Below are 17,664 nucleotides of genomic sequence, written 5' to 3'. Positions count from 1 at the left end.
ACCTTGGAGTATACCTGCTGCAAGTACGCAGGTGATGGCGGACGTAAGCGTTGACTTTCCGTGGTCAACGTGTCCTATAGTTCCCACGTTAACATGCTCCTTTTCCCTTACAAACTTCTCCTTTGCCATCGCTTTACCTCCAATTAAGCCCAGGACCGGACTTGAACCGGCGACCTCACCCTTACCAAGGGTGTGCTCTGCCTGCTGAGCTACCTGGGCTAAGGGATAAATTATACCAAAAAGCCTTTTTTTATGCAAACGGGATGGAGGTTCTTGATCGTAGAAAAGAAAAGTTGTAAAATAATTGAGTTTTAGAGCCGGTAGCTCAGTCCGGTAGAGCAACGGACTTTTAATCCGTGGGTCGCGGGTTCAAATCCCGCCCGGCTCATCTGTATAAGTCATATTTATTTTAATCATTAAACACTTCTTATTAGCTTTTCATTAATAAGGAATGAAATTAAAACCAGAAATAGGAGGTGTCACCATGAAGGGTAGGGCAGTTTCATCTATGTTTTTCTTCAGTGTGTTTTTTACAGCTTTATCTTTTGCGGATGAGCCTTGTCAGTCTCCTTACATGCCGAAGATAGCAGGTCAGGAGGACTATATTTATGTGTGGACATTGGGAGTCCCCGGGCTTGGTGATGGTTCTGATAAATTGGTGGTTGTTGATGTTAACCCAAAATCTAAGACTTACGCAAAAGTCGTTTCTTACGTTTCCGTTGGCGGAAGACACGAAGCCCATCACTGTGGTTTTACTGAAGACAGGTGGTATCTTTGGTGTGGGGGGCTTGACGATTCAAAGATCTTCATCTTTGATATAGGTTCTAATCCGAAAAATCCCAAACTTGTGAAAGTCATTGAAAATTTCGTACAGAAGTCAGGTGGTGTAGTAGGTCCCCATACCTTTTACGCACTACCTGGAAGGATGCTAATAACCGGACTTTCTAATGACAAGGACAAAGGAGGAAAGACGGCTCTCGTTGAGTACACAAACGATGGTAATTACATAAGAACTGTATGGATTCCTACAGAACTTAACGGAGTTAAGGGTGATGGATATGGCTATGACGTGAGGGTAAATGCAAACTTGAATCTCATGCTAACATCCTCCTTCACAGGACACAGAAATTACATGAGACCTATATCGGAAGTAGTGAAAGATCCAACCGCAACCTTTGGAAACACGATGGTACTTTGGAACTATCACACTATGAAACCGCTGAAGATCTTCCATGTCCCAGGCGCACCCCTTGAGATAAGATGGGCAATAAATCCTAAGCATGAGTACGCTTTTACCTCAACCGCTTTGACCAGTGAGCTTTGGTTGATATATAGGGACAAAGATGGTGAATGGAAAGCAAAATCCGTAGCCAAGATAGGTCCCAAAGGTAAGGAGCTTCAAACGCTACCGCTTGATATAAGCCTTTCTTCTGATGACAGGTACATATTTGTTGGTGCTTACGATGGCATTTTGAGAGTTTACAATGTTGAGAACCCTCATAAGCCCAAATTGATCTTGGAAAAGAAAATCTCTGATCAGATAAATATGGTGTCAGAATCCTGGGATGGTAAAAGGATCTATGTTACCACTTCGCTTCTTTATAATTGGGACAAACCAAACATACCTCAAGTATTAAAAGCTTATGAGTGGGACGGAAAAGACCTAAAACCTCTTTTTACCCTTGACTTCACTAAGGAAAAGCTTGGTAGACCTCACCTTATGAATTTTGGACAAGAAGCGTACTATAAGGGACTGGTAAGATCTACGAAAGGAAGCGGTGTAGCAAAAGCTTCCTTCTGATCTTTTATGTTCCTTATTACCATTCTCTTCTCCCTTTTTTTATACTCTTGCAATAGCAGGGATGAAGAGAAAGCTCTACCTGTTTATGATATGTACAAAGTTCTTGAGAAAGAATACACCCCATATATACCGAAGTTCACACCACCCGTACCGGGTACGTATGACCTTCCTGTGATAAAATGTATAAAAAATCATGCGATCCTTGATATATACGGTAGGGAAAAGGATATACTTAGCGTTAAATACGGCAAGATAGCTGTTGTCAGCTTTATATATACTAACTGCTACGACATATATGGCTGTTCTATGGCCACATACTATATGAAGCTCTTGGATAAAGAAATTTCGGAAAGTGAGGAGTTAAAGGATAAGGTCATCTTGATATCCGTATCCTTTGATTATGAAAGGGACACGCCGAAAGTGATGAGAAAATATATGGATCTGATAAAGCCTTCATCCAATTGGTACTTTTTTACCACAGGGGGTGGCAAGTTATTAGATGATCTATTGATAGACTTTGGACAGAGGATACAGAAGATCTACGATGAAAGAGGGAATTGGCTCGGTTTTAGACATACGCTTAAGGTTTACCTTCTTGATGAAAAAACTGTATCAGAAATATATACAGCACAGGCATGTTGTATCATAAGCTAATCATAAGCGACATAAAGACTCTTACCATGAAGAAATGATAAACCTATCCTTAACATCTTTTTAACAATTCATATTTAGGATCTTTTCTGAAGGAGGTAATTCTATGAGGTGGGCATTTAGAAGTCTTTTATATTTTCTATTTGTATCCATTTTATTTTCGTGTGGTAGTGGCGAAAGTGTCCAAGGGAGGAAGGTCATAATATTTGTTTGGGATGGCTTGCGCCCAGACTCTGTAAATCCTGTAGATACACCAAACCTCTACAGTATGATGCAGGAAGGGGTGTTTTTCTCGGACAACCACTCTACTTATCCTACCTTTACCATGATAAACTCATCAAGCTTTGCAACAGGTAACTTTCCAGACAAAACAGGTTTTTATGGTAATACAGTGTGGCAACCTGGAGCCTCAGGAAAAAACTCTGCAGGACAGCCCGTAGATTTTAATCAGCCCGTATTCACGGAAGACTATGCCATCCTTCAAGCCCTCGACACCTACTATAACAATCAGCTCCTTATGGTTGGCACACTCTTTCAGATAGCCCAAAAGGCAGGATTAAAGACAGTTACGGTAGGTAAAAGCGGAGCGGCATTTTTGCAAGATTACAAAAAAGGTGGACTGATACTGGACGAAAAGATGGCGTATCCGCTATCCTTTGCGAAGGAACTCCAAACTGCCGGATATCCCCTACCCAAAACCACACCCTATGCATACCAACCCGGCGATATAACGCTATCACCCGATAACGGAGATCCGACAGCCTTCGGAAGTAGAAAGAATTTAAATGACGGTTTTACCTCAGACCCCACAGACAACTCAGGTTCACCATACTGCAATGCCAACAAGTATATGATGAAGGTTTATTTAGAATACATTCTTCCAAAGAAAAACCCAGATATAACACTTATATGGTTTAGAGACCCAGATAGTACACAGCACGCCTATGGTGTTGGGACAGCTAACTATAAAGCCTCGCTCAAATGCATGGATGATATGCTCGGACAGCTGAGGAATAAACTAAAAGAACTTAAAATAGACAGTATAACCGATATAATCGTTGTCTCAGACCACGGACACAGTAACATCTCAGGTCCTCTAAACCTCTTTCCACTCAGAGCTATATCCAGCGGTAGCGTATCTGGAATAGACCCCAACGGATATTCAGTTTCCGGTGAGGTACGCCTTGCCGATCTCTTGACGAGAGCAGGCTTTAAGGCTTACGATGGAACTGGATGCGTGTATGACCCCATAATGTCTGGAATAAAGGTTGATGGGACACCTGTATATCCCACTCAGACAGATCAGGATGGTAGCGTGTGCGGGAAACCGGGACAGAAATACACTACAGGAAGCTTTAAAGTGCCTCAAACACTGCCTCCAGACGCATTGGTATTGGCTCCAAACGGTGGAAGTGAATACATATACGTACCTTCTAAAGACCTACAGCTTGTACAAAGAGTGGTTCGCTTCCTTCAGGAGAGGGAAGAGTTTGGTGCTATATTCGTAGATGACCGTTATGGCAAAATCCCAGGCACATTTCCTCTCAGTCTTGTGAGGCTTGAAAATACTGCAAGCCGTAATCCCGATATAGTGGTAAGCTATAACTATGACGAGAATGCTGTCGTTCAAGGGTTCAAGGGTATAGAATTTGAAAGTATGTTTAACCTGCGCGGTATGCATGGAAGCTTTAGCCCTATAGATGTACATAACACTCTCATAGCTTACGGACCTGACTTTAAAAACAACTACACAGATAACCTTCCCAGCGGTAACGTGGATGTGGCACCTACAGTCGCAAGAATATTTAGCCTTAGCATGCCACAGGCAGATGGAAGACCTCTCGTGGAGGCTCTAAAAAATGCCAGTGAAAGCGTAAGTGGTTCATCCACTGAGTGCTTGATATCTGACAAGGTTACAGGGCTACAGATGAAACTTCCCACAAACCCAGATGGCAAGGATATAGACCAGGCTAAAACCACCTACTATATAAAACTCTGTACAAAAAAGGTCATATATAACAATAAGACTTACATTTACTTTGATTATGCAAAAGGAGTAAGGGAGTGATGTTGATCCTCCTTTTCCTGCTCCTGATCTTTGATTTTTCACTCGCAAAAGAACTCTCCTGTCAGAGCCTCTTCTCAAATGAAGGCATAGCGCAGTACATCCACTTTAATGCCGAATACTTGGATGAGAAAAACAACAGGCACGAACTTGAATACTGGCGAAAGGGAAAAGAAAAGCTCAGAAGGCTTACAGATAATAAACTGGATACCTATGCGTATCTTGGTAAGGACGGGAACTACACTTACTTTGTGATAGACAAGCAAAGACAAATAGCAGTCAAGATAAGCAAGGCTGGTCTTTACCGTACAGGGATTTTCTATGACTGGAACTCTTTGGCGCACATTCTCAGGTGTGATTCAAAGGATAGCTTGAAAAAATTAGACAAAGAATCCATAAAACTGTACGGTTACATGTGTGAGTGGTACGATCTTTTAAAGCCTTCCGAAGCTTACCGTGTATGTTGGTCAAAACAGTTGGGTATTCCTTTCTTGATAGAAAGGAGTCAAGACAATCAAGCAAGAATTATTTGGAAAATCAAAAGCTTAGATACAAAACCTATGGATGAGTCTTTCTTTAATATAAAGACGGACAACCTTTTTCGGATAGATGCGGACGAGGATATATTCCCCAATGGTGATTAGAGGATCGCTTTGAGTAACTGCCTGAAACTCACCATTTTGGTAAGACAATCAAATTCATTGGCTTTGAGTACTCCGTAATCCATAAAACTGAAACTGGAAAGGTAGTTGGCAATTGTTTTGAGGTAATCGTGATCTGACATTCTTTGTGCATCATCGGATATTACATCGGTCCTTTTGTTTTGTGGCATGTAGTGCGCCAAGTGTATAGGCTTACCGTAAAGAGAATAAAACTGACAGTTTTTAAGGATCCTTTCTGGATTCCCGTAACCGTTGTTTTCACTCGCTTTTTTGCCCATCATACTCTGGAAAAACACTGCATTGCTTTCATATATAACAGGTTCAAAATACTTTACGAAATTTATACCCTCTTCAAACTCTACAAGCCAACCACCAAAGCAAACACCAAAATCAGAGAGCGGAAAGGTATTTCTGATAATCCTCAAAGCTTTCAAAAGGCTATCCCTGAGTTTGCTAAAGTACTCTTCTGTGATGGAGTTTATTCTGTCCGAGTAGGCTTGAGGGTTTGAGCATGCTGTGTCATACCTGCAGGCTGTGTAAGTGGACTGTTCGGTAGCCAAAGCAAAGTACAGTTTGTTTTTAAACTGGGATCTTAGGTATCCGAGAAACTCCTCAAGATCCGCAAAGAACTGCTCGGATATATGCCATTCGCCGTAGGTAGGAAGCCCTAAAGCAGAGTTCTGTCCGTCGTAATTTTCCCACGTTATCACCATAAGCTCATATCCCATCTGTGACCACTGGGCAAACCTATCCTTTTGTGCCCAGCTTCTTATGTAATCCATACTCGGTGTGTAAAGTCGTCCTAAATAGTCCCTCGCTCCGTTTATCCACATACAAACTATATCAGGTTGTATAGCATCAAGTACTCTCTTGCCGTCCGGATCGTAAGCGTTTATCATCCTCTCAGGATCGTTGCCAAGACCGAACTTGATACGTTTTGGCTCTTGGGATGGAGGAGGCTTGGGAAGGTTAGGCTGTTGGCTATTAGATCCCCCGCCACCACCACACCCTGACAAGCTTCCCGCAAGCATTCCCAAAAGCAGTTTTAGAAAGGTCCTCCTTTCCATTTTTACCTCCCAAAAACGTTGTATATTTTACCTTCATATATAAGTGAGTAGCCTTCAAGAAAACCCATGTTAGCTTTTGAGAAACGCATTCTGACTTTATCGGTGGGACTCATCTTGTCAACTACAATACAATTTGCGAAAGCCTGTGGGTATGATAGAACAGTGTAGTATTCGTACATATAAGGAAGGTAAAACATCTTAGGCTTTCCCGTAAACACGATTATAGGAAATCCTCCCGCATCATCTATGAGAATCCTCTCGCAGTTTATTTCTCTAAGTACTCTTGCTATTTTTCTATACTCCTCCAAGTTACCAGTTATTTTACCTGTAAGTAAAAATCTTAAAAAGTTCTTTTCATTTTCCTCCTTTGAAGTAAGCGGTAGAATCCAGCTTGATGCTAAAGATATTATAAAAGCGAGAATCACAGGTTTTGAGATCTTTACGCCGAAGCTCGCTTGAAAGCTGATGGCAAAGAGCAAAAAGAGAACCGTGTAATAATAAGCTGGGAAGAAGGCAGAAAAATAAACGGAAAAGAGTACTAAAAGGATAGGTGAAATATACACGAGGTAAGCTGGGCTGAGGTATAGAAGCCTATACCTTTTAAAGCTAAAAAGAAGTAAAAAGTAAGGAAGCGTTATGGGTAAATAAGTTATCAATTTTAATGTGGTATACTCCAAGCTTCCAAAGAAACTCCCTCTAACAGAAAGTAGGGATGGATCTATAGGCTCGCTCCTAAAAAAAGAGTATGGGCTTCTTATAAAAGTTAAAGGATCTCCTGTAAATATCCAGTTGAGGTAAAGCCACGCAAAGGCGAAAAACATAATAGGCGATAGCTTTACTATCATGAGAGCCAATCTGTAACTTACATTCTTTTCTCCAGTACTCATGTAAAGGGCAAGAGCAAAGAAGGGAACTAAGAAAAGACTCCTAAAATCCAAAAAGAAACACAGCCCCAACAAAAACCCACTCACAAAAAGGTACAGAGAATATCCACTCTCCATATGGAGAAGGATCATGATTACTGACAGCGTAAGCAAAAGATAAAAGGTAAGTACTTCAAACCTATAAACTGCGAGAAAGAGTATGAGAGGATTCAAAAGTATCAGGGGCAAAATAGCGTAGACCGGCTTTTGACACCTTTTTAATAGGAAGGAAAAAAATAGGCTAATAGTCAGAGCGGAAACCAGAGGGGAAACAAACAGATACTCCCTGATTAGTAAAAAAGGTAGAAAAGCCAGAGGCGGATAAACAAATCCTATATTTTCAAGTCTGGGAGGTTCACCTTCTGTTGCCAAAAGTGCCTTTTCTGCATAGAAAAGTATGTTAAGATGTATGTATCCCAGCTCATAAGTATTTTGGGCTATGAAAAAGAAAAGCACAAACGCAGATAGGAACATGCTATAGAGAGCCAAAAACCTGAGCATTATACCGTCTCCTGAAGGGGAGGTTTATATTTGGTAATACCGTGCTGTGTCTTTTGCCAATAAAAAGGTTTAGTAAAAAGCTCATAAAGCGCCTTATAAGAGGCAATGGAGTGAAGAATCCAGTATAAGGGGTTAAGAAGAGCGTAAGGTAAGAGTTCGTAGTACTTTCTTCTGAATACAGCAAGCATATTGAGGTAAATGCCTATGAAGTTTCCAAAAAGCAAGTTAAAGAGGGAAAGATAGAGTACAGCAGGTGGAAAGAATACATCAATGGCTTTTGTCTGTGTCAGAAGCCAAAAGGTAAACAGTACCCACATAATGGGATTTATCAGGAAAGTAAGGGGAGTTCCACCTATGAGCATGTGGAAAGCTAAAAAACCGCGCAGTCCCACACTTTTGTATAATCTTCTTGAGTTTCTCAAATGCACAAGCCACGTTTGCATGTAGCCTTTTACCCATCTTGATCTCTGTCTTATCCAGTTTTTGACCCTTGCGTTTGCCTCTTCGTAGGTTGTGGAGTTTATAACCCCCACCTTGTAGCCTTTACCAAAAGCTCTAACACCCAAATCCGCATCCTCCGTTGTGTTAAAGGGATCCCAAGCTCCTATTTCCCTGAGTTTTTCCACATCGAAGTGGTTGCTTGTTCCTCCCAATGGTATGGGAAGTCTTAGATTGTAAAGTCCCGGAAGCAGATAATCAAACCAGTAGGAGTATTCAAGAGTGAACATCTTTGTTAAAAAATTCTCGTCCTTATTGAAGTAATTGAGAGCCGCTTGAAAGCATATGTACTCGTCCTTGCCTTTCATGAAAGATACAACCGCCTTTTTTAATTGATCTGGTTCAGGTATATCCTCAGCATCGTAAATGGTTAGGTATTTTCCTCTGGCAAAGAATAATCCATAATTGCAAGCTTTCGGTTTAGTTTTGGGAAGGCTCGGAGGGACTATCACAAACCTCCAGTTTACAGGTGGATTTTGAGCCTTTGCAGCCTCATAAGTTTCTTTGTCATCCTCCTCAAGAAGGAGTATCACGTCCAGCTTATTCTGAGGATAATCTATTTTTTTCAAGCTGTTTATGAGTATGCTTATTACCTCGGGTTCTTTATAAACGGGAACAAGCACCGTATAAACAGGTAAGTCTCTCTCATCAAGGCTTTTTATCTCTTCGTCTGTTACAAACTGTTGCATTTCGGATTTAGTACCTGCAAGACTTATTACCAGTTTGAAAAGTATGGCAGATACATAAAAAACCTGAATTAAGAAAAGCAGGACTATGATATAAGAGACCACATCGTAATAGATCCAGAACAGAGACACATACAGAAAAATACCCATAGCAACTACCTGTCCCTTTGAAAAGACCACCGAAGCTGAGTAATTGGGACTTATGTAGAAAAGACCGTGAACCGCTTTATCAATAAATTGATCCCTAAAAAAGAACTCCAAGAGTTTTATAAGGTCAAGGTCAGTGATGACTATCTCCGAGAGTTCTTTATCCGGAAAATGCTTCTTTACAAAGCTGTTGAGTCTCTGGCTTCTTGGATCAGAAGTAAATACTATAACTTTTTCACCTATGTATTTTACTGGAATTACTTCATACTGAGCGAGTTGGTAGGGATCAAAACGCTTTATAAAATTTGGATCAACGAACCTTTTCATTTTCTCAAAATCTTCCCAAAACTCAAGTCCTAAGTGTTGGGCGATCGTTCTGAAAAGATCTAAACGCCTGATGTATCCTAAACTTGCCAGTATCCAGCCAAGTCTTCCGCCGTACTTTTTCTGGTACTCAAGTGCCTGTTCAAGCTGTTCTTGACTTATGAGACCCTTGCTAACTAAAAGCTCCCCTATTTTCATATCCTTCAGAAGTTCCACCACAGCCCTAAATTAAAACCTCTTCCTACGCCAGTATTCCTTCCCCAAAAAACGTGCTGATACGTAGCTACGAAGGATAAATTACCGAGAATGAATCGGGGTCCTACATATACTTGTGCAAGTTTGTAGTCAGGTTCTAAAAGTATGTTTTGACCCACGGATTTTCTTTCGCCGTCACCAAGCCCTATTTGAAGATCAAGGGTGGTAATAATCTGGAGATTCCTCAAAAGATTTACACCTGCTGTTGCGTAAGCCCTTATCTGAGAAGATGGATAACCAAAATAGTAACGATAACCCAAACCTGAATCTACAAATCCTGCCTTTTGGGAAAAACCCATTAAAAGACCTCCTTCAAGCCCAAACCTCCCATAACCGAGTCTCGGATTGTCCCTTATTGAATATCCCGTTGGAATTAGAGTGTTTGCGTAAAAGGATAGGGAATAGCCCTGACCCTTTTTTACCTGTCTTATCAAGCCGATCTCTACATCCGAAAAACCCGAGTTTTCACTTGCTCCGCACTTTAGCCAATCGTAGGGTAGCTTGAAGGTTAGCGTGGCTTTTGTGGTCAGTCCATACTCTCCGTAAACTTGAAGCTCCTTCTTTTCAAAAGTACATCCTATAGGTTTTTTGTTGCCATTTTTGTCGTAATAGTCTTTCGCTCTGTAGTAGTTGAAGACGGGAGACAGGAAAAACTCCCCTTCCTCCCTTACCCATGCGGATGAGAAGGAAATTACCGGTACGAAGAACAAAAGCGTATATCTCATGTTTGCGACCTCCTCGTAAGTTTTCTGTAAACGTAAGCGAGGAATGTAGTTACAGGGATCACCAAGAACATAATTATCCATAACTTGTATCTGTTCCAGTAGTATCCAAAGCCTTTTTCGTACTTATACTCTACCCTTAGCTTTTTGCCAACTTCGTATGCGGATATAAAGTCTTTTGTTGCGATCCCCACATTCCCCGAAAGTTCAAGAAGGTTCCGAAATTGATAAAGGGAAAGCATTTTTATACCAGAAGGGTCAGGATAGTAAGAAAGCACTAAAGCAGGTTTACCTTCTATGCGATCAACCATTAAAGCAGTGAAAGATTCGTTGGGTTTAGAAGAGAAGATAACCTTTTGGGTAAGAGGATTTATCAGGTCAAACTCTCCTCTACTCAGATCAATAAGTCTACCCTTTGTATTTGCAGGACTTTCAAACAAGATGAGAAAGTCGTGTTTGGACACATCCGGAGGGTTAAGGTCTAATATCTTTATGTTTTTGTTAAAGTTAGCGAGATCGCTTATCAGCTTTGTTGCCAGACTATAAAAGTGCGGATCTTTGACAACTATAGCCACATAACCGTTAAGGATCTTTAGAAAGTCAGATATAGTTTTTGGATTACTTTTGAGGTTATTCCAGTAAAAGTAAGAATCTCCAAAAAGGGTAAATACAATATGGGAAACAGCACCGAAACAGTTATCTGCTGATGTAAAATTTGCAAGATTCACGCTTACGTAGTTGGTCCCGTATGTTAGTTCATTTACCGGAAGCTCAATATCAAAGCTCTTTTTACCGCTCCCATCAAGGGGATATGCTGATACCATCCTTCCATTGAGATATATCCTGATCTCCATATTGTCCCTTTTGTGAACGGGAGTGTGAGCGATAAAGATCCTAAAGAAGAGCTTATCTGGAACTCCTCCTATTTTAGAAAGCTCTAAAGGAATTGTGTAACTTAGGTTTCCCACACCCTCCACGCTTACCGTATCTATACCCAGATCCCTCAAAGATACCTCACTTAAGACTTCTTCAGATTCCCTCCGAACATTTTTTATTTCCTGCGGGCTACCAAATAAGAATGGGTAAAACACACCTCTCTCAAAAGCTAAAGGGGTCTCCAAAGGTACATATAAAGTATTTCCTTTTAACTCAAGAAGATCTCCTTTGGCTTCGTCTATATATTTCCTACAGTCTTCATCATTAGGTTGGTATATCACATCGCAAGGAACAGGGTTTTGTTTGCATATCTGATAAACCAGAGGTATAAGCCAAGGAGATTTTATACAGTAACGGTTATCGTAATCCCTTAAAAACTCCCTTATATTTTTGTAATGATCGTATTTAAATTCAACGGTGCTGTTTTTCCCCACGACAAGCCACACTTTATCAGAAAAAACGTCCTCACACACGTTGTTAGAAACTCGCAAATTACCTAAAAGGCTCACTTTTACAAAATCCCTGTCTCCTTTTCTGATGAAAGGGATTCTCAAAAGAGGCGGAATTTCCCTAACTTTGAAAGTTTTGTAGGGTATATCGTTAATAAGCACCGTTAGGGTACTATCATCCCTCAGATAAGGTGAAAAACTTAGATTAAGGCGCACCTCACCATTAGACAGTTGAGGTAGAGTGGGCAAGTAAAAGTCATATTTTGGATTTATCCCTTTGAGTACGAGATCATCAGAAAGGATGTTAAGCTTTTCAAAGGTATAGGTTTTACTCTCTAAAGCTGAGCTAAGGCTAATAAAAAATAACAGCACAGATAAAAGCTTCCCCCACCACATGCTTTACAATTTTACTAAATTTTTTTTTCAAGAAGTTTTTAAATTAATGGGGCTGTAAAGACAGCTGGCTGGGAGTTTTCTCCTGAAGATTGACAACAGAATATAATGGTATTATGCCCGTACTGATGTTCCTGCTTTTGTTGTTTTTTTCCTGTCAACCTGTGCCTAAGGACGTACCTGTAGAAAAGTACAGAAATCAGTTTATAAAGGGTAGCGTTGATGTGTCTCCAGAACTTAGAAGCAAGATTCCCAAAAGAGATTATTTTCTAATAATATCAGTTAGGGATCCTCAAAATCCTATGCCCATTGCGGTTCTGAGAGTGAAAGATCCCAGATTTCCCTACACTTTTAACATAACAGGTAGGCAGAAAATTGATAACAGCAGGATAATGGAAGGTGATGTAGTGTTGACCGCAAGGGTAAGTACATCTCCTATGGCTCAGGCACAGAAAGGTGACCTTTTGGGAAGCCTTCAGACTAAAGTAGGTACAGAAGGTAACAGAATAATAATAAGTACGGAGGTGAGGTAATGATAAAAAAACTCCTTGAACTTGGACAGGCCATAGCCTTACTTCCAGCCGTAAGCCTTTTTATAGGTGCTACCTTTTTGGGATTTTACGGAGTTTACATACTTATAGAAACGCTTTACAGCGTAGTTTTTAAGCCAGAGGTGAGGGATCCCGCTATTCTTTCTACCAAGTTCATTTCTGTCATGGATATACACCTTCTTTCCATAATACTCTATATCTTTGCGATAGGACTTTACGAGCTTTTTGTGGGAAAGCTAAGCGTACCCGATTGGCTCAGGATTACAGATATAGATCAACTAAAAGCCAAGTTAGCCAGCGTTGTGATCCTCATACTTGCCATAACTTTTACTAAAAAACTCGTTGAGTGGAAAAATCCTCTGGATACCCTTCTCTTTGCTGTTGCTATAGCTGTCATTATAGGTGTCCTCATCTTTTACTATAAAGTCAAGGAGGAGTGATTCAAAAAGCTATGATTTCCTTCAGTGTGTGCAGATAAAAAAAGTCTTAAAATTGTAACTTGTGGTAAGAAACATAGATCTTGATACGAGACTTCTTGAGCTGTTCTGTTGCGTTTACGAGAAAGGGAGTATCTCAAAAAGTTCTAACTGCTTACATCTCTCCCAATCCACTATCAGCTTTCACATAAATCAACTTGAAAAGTCTATAGGGCTGAAGCTTTTTTACAGAAAGGGAAGGACACTTATCCCAACAAGTAACGCTCACATCCTCTACCCATATGCCAAAAGGATACTTGAAGTAAAACTCTTAGCTCTGGAGGAGATCAAGTTAATATCCGGGTCGTACAAAGGTCACATAAAAATAGGTGCAAGCTCTATCCCCGGAACATATCTAATCCCTAATATAGTAAGTAATTATCTTTTGAAGAATCCTAACAGCAGTATAGAGATAATAGTGGAAGATTCAATGAAGGTCATCAGCATGGTAGAAGAGGGAAAGGTGGATCTCGGTTTTATAGGCTTTAGGTGTACAAATCCAGATTTTGAAGTTGTTGAGATGTGGGAGGATACTATACATTTCGTAGGTAATAAAGGTGTTGAGAAAAATCTGTCTTTGGCTGATCTTGTGAAGTATCCCTTTATATTGAGGGAAGAATCCTCCGGTACGAGAAGATTTGTAGAGAGTGTTTTAAGGGCTAAAGGAATTGACATTAAAGATCTTAACATCATAGCAGTTGTTGACAAAAACGACATCATTCTTTCACTCCTTGAAAATGTGCAGGCTGTGTCTTTTGTATCCTCATATGTCCTTAGAGGTAAAAAGGATGTGAAGATTCTCAATGTAAAAGATATAGAACCAATAAAGAGGAAGTTTTACCTAATATACGACAAGGAAAGACCTCAAAGCCCTGCGGTTAGATTCTTTTTGGAGATTATGATGGAGAAAAAGCCTGCTATTGTTAAATAAAGCGTGCCCTGGGGGACTTGAACCCCCGACCTTGGGCTTCGGAGACCCACGCTCTATCCATCTGAGCTAAGGGCACTAAAGATAGTTCCCTTTGTAATGGTCTACTATAACTCTCCTAATATTTTCAAGAACTTCCTTTGACTTTATATCTATTATGATATAATTCTTCCCATCCTTTTGCACTTCGGGAAGCTGTATGAAGTATCCACCGTACTTACTCTCAAACAGCTTTATACTCCTTATTACCAGAAGTCCACCCAACTCAACATCCGCATACCCAAGAAGTCTTGGCTTTTTCAGAGAAGTTTCAAAGGGATAAAATTTGAGAAGCGTTACTTTCATACCTTTTCTTTCTGAAGTCTGGCGTACCTGTCAAGAGCAAGTCTTCGCTTAAGTCCATTTACCCTGTCTATGAAAGTAATGCCTTCAAGATGATCCATTTCGTGTTGAAAGACTATGGCAGGAAACCCGGCAAATTCGTAAGTTTTTTCCTCCCCATTGATGTCAGTAGCCTTTACCTTCACCCTGCTGTACCTGTTGACTTCAACAACGAGTCCAGGGAAAGAAAGACAACCCTCCCTGTACTTGATCTGTCCTTCTGCTTCAACAAGCTCGGGATTTATCATAACTACCTTTATGGGAGGACTTCCTTCCTTTTTTGATGTATCTATAACCATCACCTTTAAACTCACACCTATCTGGTTTGCTGCAAGCCCCACACCTTCGGCATGGTACATGGTATCAAACATGTCCTGAATGAGCCTTCTTACTTCCTCATCTATCACATCCACCCTCTGGGTGGGTGTCTTCAACATAGGATGAGGGAACTTCAGTATCTCCCTAACCATAAGAATAAAAGTTTATGCCAAAGCCTTTTTCTTTCAAGGGTTAAAAGCGTTGCAACACTGTTGCAACATGCAACTTATGGTGTAAATTAGCGGATTTATGAAAGTCTTTAAAATCAACGGTCTGAAAGGCTTGAAATTTTGGCATAAAACTTGCATACACTGGAAGTGAAAACCTTTAAAAGGAGGTGAGAAAGATGGCAACTCTGAGCAAGTTAAAAGAGCTTATGTCTATACCCGGTGCGGTTGCAGCCGGGGAGTTTGCCGATGATGGCAGGCTTCTTGCCTACTATGGCAACATTGATGAAAGGTCTGCAGAAATAGCGGCGATGATGTGCGCTGCCAACAAGCTCATGGGCAATATGCAGGCAAAGGGTTGGAGCGCCTACACGGGGCAGGATGGTTTTTATCCTGTGGTGGGCTTTGCGGTGGCTGGTGGTAAGTATGCTGCCTGCATAATGGGTAATGTGGGCGTCTTTGTAGAGCTTGACAAGGCGGATTTTGACAAGACCTTTGAAACTCTATCAAAATACATCTAAGGAGGTATAGTCATGGCAAACCTTGACAGGCTTATGAAAATCAAAGGTGTTTGGGCAGCAGGAGAGTTTTCTGATGATGGAAAGCTCATAGCCTACAAGGGCAACATATCAGAAGAGCATGCGGCAATGGCAGCACAGATGTGCGCAGCAAACAGCATGATGGCAAAGATGCAGTGTGACGGATATACAGCCTTTTCTGGTCAGGAATGGACACCTATGCATGGCTGGGCTTTGACGGGTCCTAAGTATTCGGTCTGTGTAATGGGAAATATGGGAGTCTTTGTAAATAACGACGAGGTTTCTTTCAACGAAGTCTTTAAGGTTCTGAGGGAAGAGGCAAGGAAATAAAAACAGGCGGGAAGGCTTAGCCCTTCCCCTTTTATTTTTCGGAGGCTTGAGATGTATAAGTTTCTGTCAGAAGATTGGATAAAAGCCTACGCAGAAGAGTGGAATAAAAACGAAAAGTTAAAGTCTGATCTAAAGGACTTTTCTGCCAGTATAAAGTATTACATAGAGGGCAAAGAAGACCATGCGGTGGAGCTTGTGGTGGAAAAGGGGCAAGCAAAGTCTGCAGGAAAAGCAAACAGCCATAAGTATGACTTTGAGCTTTGGGCAAGTCCAGAAAACTGGAAGAAGCTGGCAACTGCTGAGATGGGTCCACGTGCTGCCATGCTTACCAAAAGGCTCAAATTTAAAGGCTCTATGATTACCGCCATGAAGTATATGTCAGCCTTTGAGGAAAGTCTTAGGATGATGTCAAAGGTTTCCACCGACTGGAGCCTATAATTAGTTTATGGACTTTAGAGTCTTTGAAAACCTCTTTGATGGAGTTCTTGTAATAGACAAAAACTTCAGAGTGGTTTATTCAAACATCTCTGCAAGGGAGCTATTAGGTGGGAAGTTGGAGGGAAGTGGGTGCAGGGGGCTTTTCTCCATATGTGAAAGCTGTCCCTTCAACTATGTAAAGGAAGAGGGGCAGGGGGTTCAGGTTTATGACACAGAGGTTATAAACTCATCAAAAAGGATTTGCTGGAGCATGTCGCCTTTATATGAAAAAGGGGAGTTTGTGGGGGTGGTGGAGGTTTTCAAAGATGTTAGTAATGTGGTGCATTGCATAGTAGAAGCAGAGCGTCAAAGGGTTTATAAAGAAACGGTTTTAAACTCTATCGTAGAAGCCATCCTTGTGCTTGACCTTGAAGGCTGTGTAATAGAGCATAACAGTGTGGCAAAGAGGATGCTATGCAGGGAGGAAGATGAGGAATTGGCAGGAAAAAACATAAAGGAGCTTATAAATCTTTCCTTAGAGGAGCTTCCTCCAGAGGGCGAGCGAGCAGACATATATGTGGAAACACCCTGCGGAAGGCAGAAGGCTTCCCTTCTTGTCTCTCCTATGGCTTCAGGCTTTGGCTATGTGGTGTCTTTGTATGTGATTCCTCCTATCTCACAATGTGAGCTTGGAGAGGAAGAGGCCATTATAAGCAGAAGTACAGCCTTTAATAAGGTGCTTGATATGACTAAAACTATAGCAGAGTACGATGTTAACGTGCTACTTGAAGGAGAGACGGGCACGGGGAAAAGCCTGTTAGCCAAATACATACACTATATGTCTCCAAGAAGGAATGGACCCTTTGTAAAGGTTAACTGCGCTGCTATTCCTGAAACGCTGTTAGAGGCTGAGCTTTTTGGCTATGTGAGGGGTGCTTTCACGGGTGCGGTAAAGGACAAGCCCGGAAAGGTGGAGCTGGCAGAAGGCGGAACCCTCTTTCTTGATGAAATAGGGGACATGCCTATGCCACTTCAGGCAAAGATACTACACCTTGTGCAGGAAAAGGAGTTTGAAAGACTTGGAGACATAAAAACAAGAAAGGCAAACATAAGAATAATATCAGCAACCAACAAGAATTTGAAAGAGCTTATAAAACAGGGACAATTTAGGGAAGACCTTTACTACAGGCTAAGCGTTGTAAAGTTATGCCTTCCTACTCTCAGAGAAAGAAGGGAGGATATTCCAGCCCTTGCCAACTACTTTTTAGAAAAGTACTCCAGGTTTTATTCAAGGAGGATAAAAGGAATATCTCCGGAAGCTATGAAGATCTTACTTTCTTATCACTTTCCGGGAAATATAAGAGAGCTTGAAAATCTCATAGAGAGAGCGGTAATCACCTGCAGAGGTAGTATTATAAATCCAGAAGATATACACATTGATATGGATAGTATGCCTTCTGTAAAAGAGGAAGAGATA

General features: G+C 41.1%; 19 protein-coding genes and 3 tRNA genes. 12 read left to right on the top strand and 10 right to left on the bottom strand.

Annotated features, from left to right (window positions below):
- Positions 1-129 (bottom strand): GTP-binding protein (locus ABWK04_09335; GenBank protein MEZ0362072.1); only part of this gene is annotated, 129 nt, incomplete at its 3' end.
- Positions 130-146: 17 nt separating this feature from the next.
- Positions 147-219, bottom strand: a tRNA-Thr gene (locus ABWK04_09330).
- A 95-nt stretch (positions 220-314) separates the two neighbouring features.
- Between ABWK04_09330 and ABWK04_09325 the strand changes: the two genes are divergently transcribed.
- The 5 genes from ABWK04_09325 to ABWK04_09305 all read left to right on the top strand — a co-directional run bounded on the left by ABWK04_09325 (position 315) and on the right by ABWK04_09305 (position 5,161).
- Positions 315-388: transfer RNA gene (locus tag ABWK04_09325), tRNA-Lys, on the top strand.
- Positions 389-484: 96 nt separating this feature from the next.
- Complete coding sequence (locus ABWK04_09320) at positions 485-1,801, top strand: selenium-binding protein SBP56-related protein (GenBank protein MEZ0362071.1); 1,317 nt, start codon at positions 485-487, stop codon at positions 1,799-1,801.
- 6 nt (positions 1,802-1,807) lie between these two features.
- Positions 1,808-2,455, top strand: a complete 648-nt coding sequence (locus ABWK04_09315; protein ID MEZ0362070.1) for an SCO family protein — start codon at positions 1,808-1,810, stop codon at positions 2,453-2,455.
- 103 nt (positions 2,456-2,558) lie between these two features.
- Entirely contained in the window at positions 2,559-4,520 is a 1,962-nt protein-coding gene (locus ABWK04_09310; GenBank protein MEZ0362069.1) for an alkaline phosphatase family protein, read from the top strand.
- Positions 4,520-5,161, top strand: coding sequence for a hypothetical protein (locus ABWK04_09305; protein ID MEZ0362068.1), 642 nt, complete (start codon positions 4,520-4,522; stop codon positions 5,159-5,161). Before ABWK04_09310 ends, ABWK04_09305 begins: the two co-directional genes overlap by 1 nt.
- On the opposite strand, the gene ABWK04_09300 is transcribed toward ABWK04_09305, so the two are convergent.
- From ABWK04_09300 to ABWK04_09280, 5 genes are read right to left on the bottom strand one after another with little or no spacing between them, the layout of a single operon-like run.
- A complete protein-coding gene (locus ABWK04_09300) occupies positions 5,158-6,246 on the bottom strand; it encodes a hypothetical protein (protein ID MEZ0362067.1) in 1,089 nt (362 codons plus the stop codon). The genes ABWK04_09305 and ABWK04_09300 overlap by 4 nt on opposite strands.
- A 2-nt stretch (positions 6,247-6,248) precedes the next feature.
- On the bottom strand, positions 6,249-7,670 hold the full coding sequence (locus tag ABWK04_09295; GenBank protein MEZ0362066.1) for a hypothetical protein: 1,422 nt from the start codon (positions 7,668-7,670) through the stop codon (positions 6,249-6,251).
- Positions 7,670-9,544, bottom strand: coding sequence for a glycosyltransferase (locus ABWK04_09290; protein ID MEZ0362065.1), 1,875 nt, complete (start codon positions 9,542-9,544; stop codon positions 7,670-7,672). The genes ABWK04_09295 and ABWK04_09290 overlap by 1 nt, the downstream gene beginning before the upstream one ends.
- The gene (locus tag ABWK04_09285) at positions 9,529-10,305 is read right to left on the bottom strand and encodes a hypothetical protein (protein MEZ0362064.1); all 777 of its coding nucleotides are present in this window, start codon (positions 10,303-10,305) and stop codon (positions 9,529-9,531) included. Before ABWK04_09285 ends, ABWK04_09290 begins: the two co-directional genes overlap by 16 nt.
- Positions 10,302-12,083 (bottom strand): cellulose biosynthesis cyclic di-GMP-binding regulatory protein BcsB, encoded by a 1,782-nt coding sequence (locus ABWK04_09280; protein MEZ0362063.1) that lies wholly within the window; start codon positions 12,081-12,083, stop codon positions 10,302-10,304. Before ABWK04_09280 ends, ABWK04_09285 begins: the two co-directional genes overlap by 4 nt.
- Positions 12,084-12,196: 113 nt before the next feature.
- Between ABWK04_09280 and ABWK04_09275 the strand changes: the two genes are divergently transcribed.
- The 3 genes from ABWK04_09275 to ABWK04_09265 all read left to right on the top strand — a co-directional run bounded on the left by ABWK04_09275 (position 12,197) and on the right by ABWK04_09265 (position 14,038).
- Positions 12,197-12,613 carry a hypothetical protein gene (locus tag ABWK04_09275; protein MEZ0362062.1) on the top strand — a complete coding sequence of 139 codons (417 nt, stop codon included), beginning with the start codon at positions 12,197-12,199 and terminating at the stop codon, positions 12,611-12,613.
- A complete protein-coding gene (locus tag ABWK04_09270; protein ID MEZ0362061.1) occupies positions 12,613-13,071 on the top strand; it encodes a YqhA family protein in 459 nt (152 codons plus the stop codon). The genes ABWK04_09275 and ABWK04_09270 overlap by 1 nt, the downstream gene beginning before the upstream one ends.
- Positions 13,072-13,132: 61 nt before the next feature.
- Entirely contained in the window at positions 13,133-14,038 is a 906-nt protein-coding gene (locus ABWK04_09265) for a selenium metabolism-associated LysR family transcriptional regulator (protein MEZ0362060.1), read from the top strand.
- Positions 14,039-14,040: 2 nt separating this feature from the next.
- Here the strand turns inward: ABWK04_09265 and ABWK04_09260 are convergent.
- From ABWK04_09260 to def, 3 genes are all read right to left on the bottom strand, one after another.
- Positions 14,041-14,114: transfer RNA gene (locus tag ABWK04_09260), tRNA-Arg, on the bottom strand.
- The gene (locus tag ABWK04_09255; protein MEZ0362059.1) at positions 14,114-14,380 is read right to left on the bottom strand and encodes a septation protein SpoVG family protein; all 267 of its coding nucleotides are present in this window, start codon (positions 14,378-14,380) and stop codon (positions 14,114-14,116) included. Before ABWK04_09255 ends, ABWK04_09260 begins: the two co-directional genes overlap by 1 nt.
- Positions 14,377-14,886, bottom strand: coding sequence for a peptide deformylase (gene def, locus ABWK04_09250; protein MEZ0362058.1), 510 nt, complete (start codon positions 14,884-14,886; stop codon positions 14,377-14,379). Before def ends, ABWK04_09255 begins: the two co-directional genes overlap by 4 nt.
- Positions 14,887-15,080: 194 nt before the next feature.
- On the opposite strand from def, the gene ABWK04_09245 reads away from it, so the two are divergent.
- The 4 genes from ABWK04_09245 to ABWK04_09230 all read left to right on the top strand — a co-directional run.
- Entirely contained in the window at positions 15,081-15,422 is a 342-nt protein-coding gene (locus ABWK04_09245) for a DUF2173 family protein (protein MEZ0362057.1), read from the top strand.
- A gap of 12 nt (positions 15,423-15,434) precedes the next feature.
- Positions 15,435-15,770 carry a DUF2173 family protein gene (locus tag ABWK04_09240; GenBank protein MEZ0362056.1) on the top strand — a complete coding sequence of 112 codons (336 nt, stop codon included), beginning with the start codon at positions 15,435-15,437 and terminating at the stop codon, positions 15,768-15,770.
- Between the two features lie 51 nt (positions 15,771-15,821).
- Positions 15,822-16,208, top strand: a complete 387-nt coding sequence (locus ABWK04_09235; GenBank protein MEZ0362055.1) for an SCP2 sterol-binding domain-containing protein — start codon at positions 15,822-15,824, stop codon at positions 16,206-16,208.
- A 7-nt stretch (positions 16,209-16,215) separates the two neighbouring features.
- A partial coding sequence (locus tag ABWK04_09230) for a sigma 54-interacting transcriptional regulator (GenBank protein ID MEZ0362054.1) occupies positions 16,216-17,664 on the top strand: 1,449 nt, incomplete at its 3' end.

This window comes from Hydrogenobacter sp., assembly GCA_041287335.1.
Lineage (GTDB): Bacteria > Aquificota > Aquificia > Aquificales > Aquificaceae > Hydrogenobacter.
The sequence above is the reverse complement of the archived record's forward strand: the minus strand, read 5'-3'. Positions and strand labels throughout refer to the sequence as shown.

Coding starts and splice junctions, on each gene's coding strand:
- ABWK04_09320 (MEZ0362071.1), top strand. CDS start 485: ATGAAGGGTAGGGCAGTTTCATCTATGTTTTTCTTCAGTGTGTTTTTT.
- ABWK04_09315 (MEZ0362070.1), top strand. CDS start 1,808: ATGTTCCTTATTACCATTCTCTTCTCCCTTTTTTTATACTCTTGCAAT.
- ABWK04_09310 (MEZ0362069.1), top strand. CDS start 2,559: ATGAGGTGGGCATTTAGAAGTCTTTTATATTTTCTATTTGTATCCATT.
- ABWK04_09305 (MEZ0362068.1), top strand. CDS start 4,520: ATGTTGATCCTCCTTTTCCTGCTCCTGATCTTTGATTTTTCACTCGCA.
- ABWK04_09300 (MEZ0362067.1), bottom strand. CDS start 6,246: ATGGAAAGGAGGACCTTTCTAAAACTGCTTTTGGGAATGCTTGCGGGA.
- ABWK04_09295 (MEZ0362066.1), bottom strand. CDS start 7,670: ATGCTCAGGTTTTTGGCTCTCTATAGCATGTTCCTATCTGCGTTTGTG.
- ABWK04_09285 (MEZ0362064.1), bottom strand. CDS start 10,305: ATGAGATATACGCTTTTGTTCTTCGTACCGGTAATTTCCTTCTCATCC.
- ABWK04_09280 (MEZ0362063.1), bottom strand. CDS start 12,083: ATGTGGTGGGGGAAGCTTTTATCTGTGCTGTTATTTTTTATTAGCCTT.
- ABWK04_09275 (MEZ0362062.1), top strand. CDS start 12,197: ATGCCCGTACTGATGTTCCTGCTTTTGTTGTTTTTTTCCTGTCAACCT.
- ABWK04_09270 (MEZ0362061.1), top strand. CDS start 12,613: ATGATAAAAAAACTCCTTGAACTTGGACAGGCCATAGCCTTACTTCCA.
- ABWK04_09255 (MEZ0362059.1), bottom strand. CDS start 14,380: ATGAAAGTAACGCTTCTCAAATTTTATCCCTTTGAAACTTCTCTGAAA.
- def (MEZ0362058.1), bottom strand. CDS start 14,886: ATGGTTAGGGAGATACTGAAGTTCCCTCATCCTATGTTGAAGACACCC.
- ABWK04_09245 (MEZ0362057.1), top strand. CDS start 15,081: ATGGCAACTCTGAGCAAGTTAAAAGAGCTTATGTCTATACCCGGTGCG.
- ABWK04_09240 (MEZ0362056.1), top strand. CDS start 15,435: ATGGCAAACCTTGACAGGCTTATGAAAATCAAAGGTGTTTGGGCAGCA.
- ABWK04_09235 (MEZ0362055.1), top strand. CDS start 15,822: ATGTATAAGTTTCTGTCAGAAGATTGGATAAAAGCCTACGCAGAAGAG.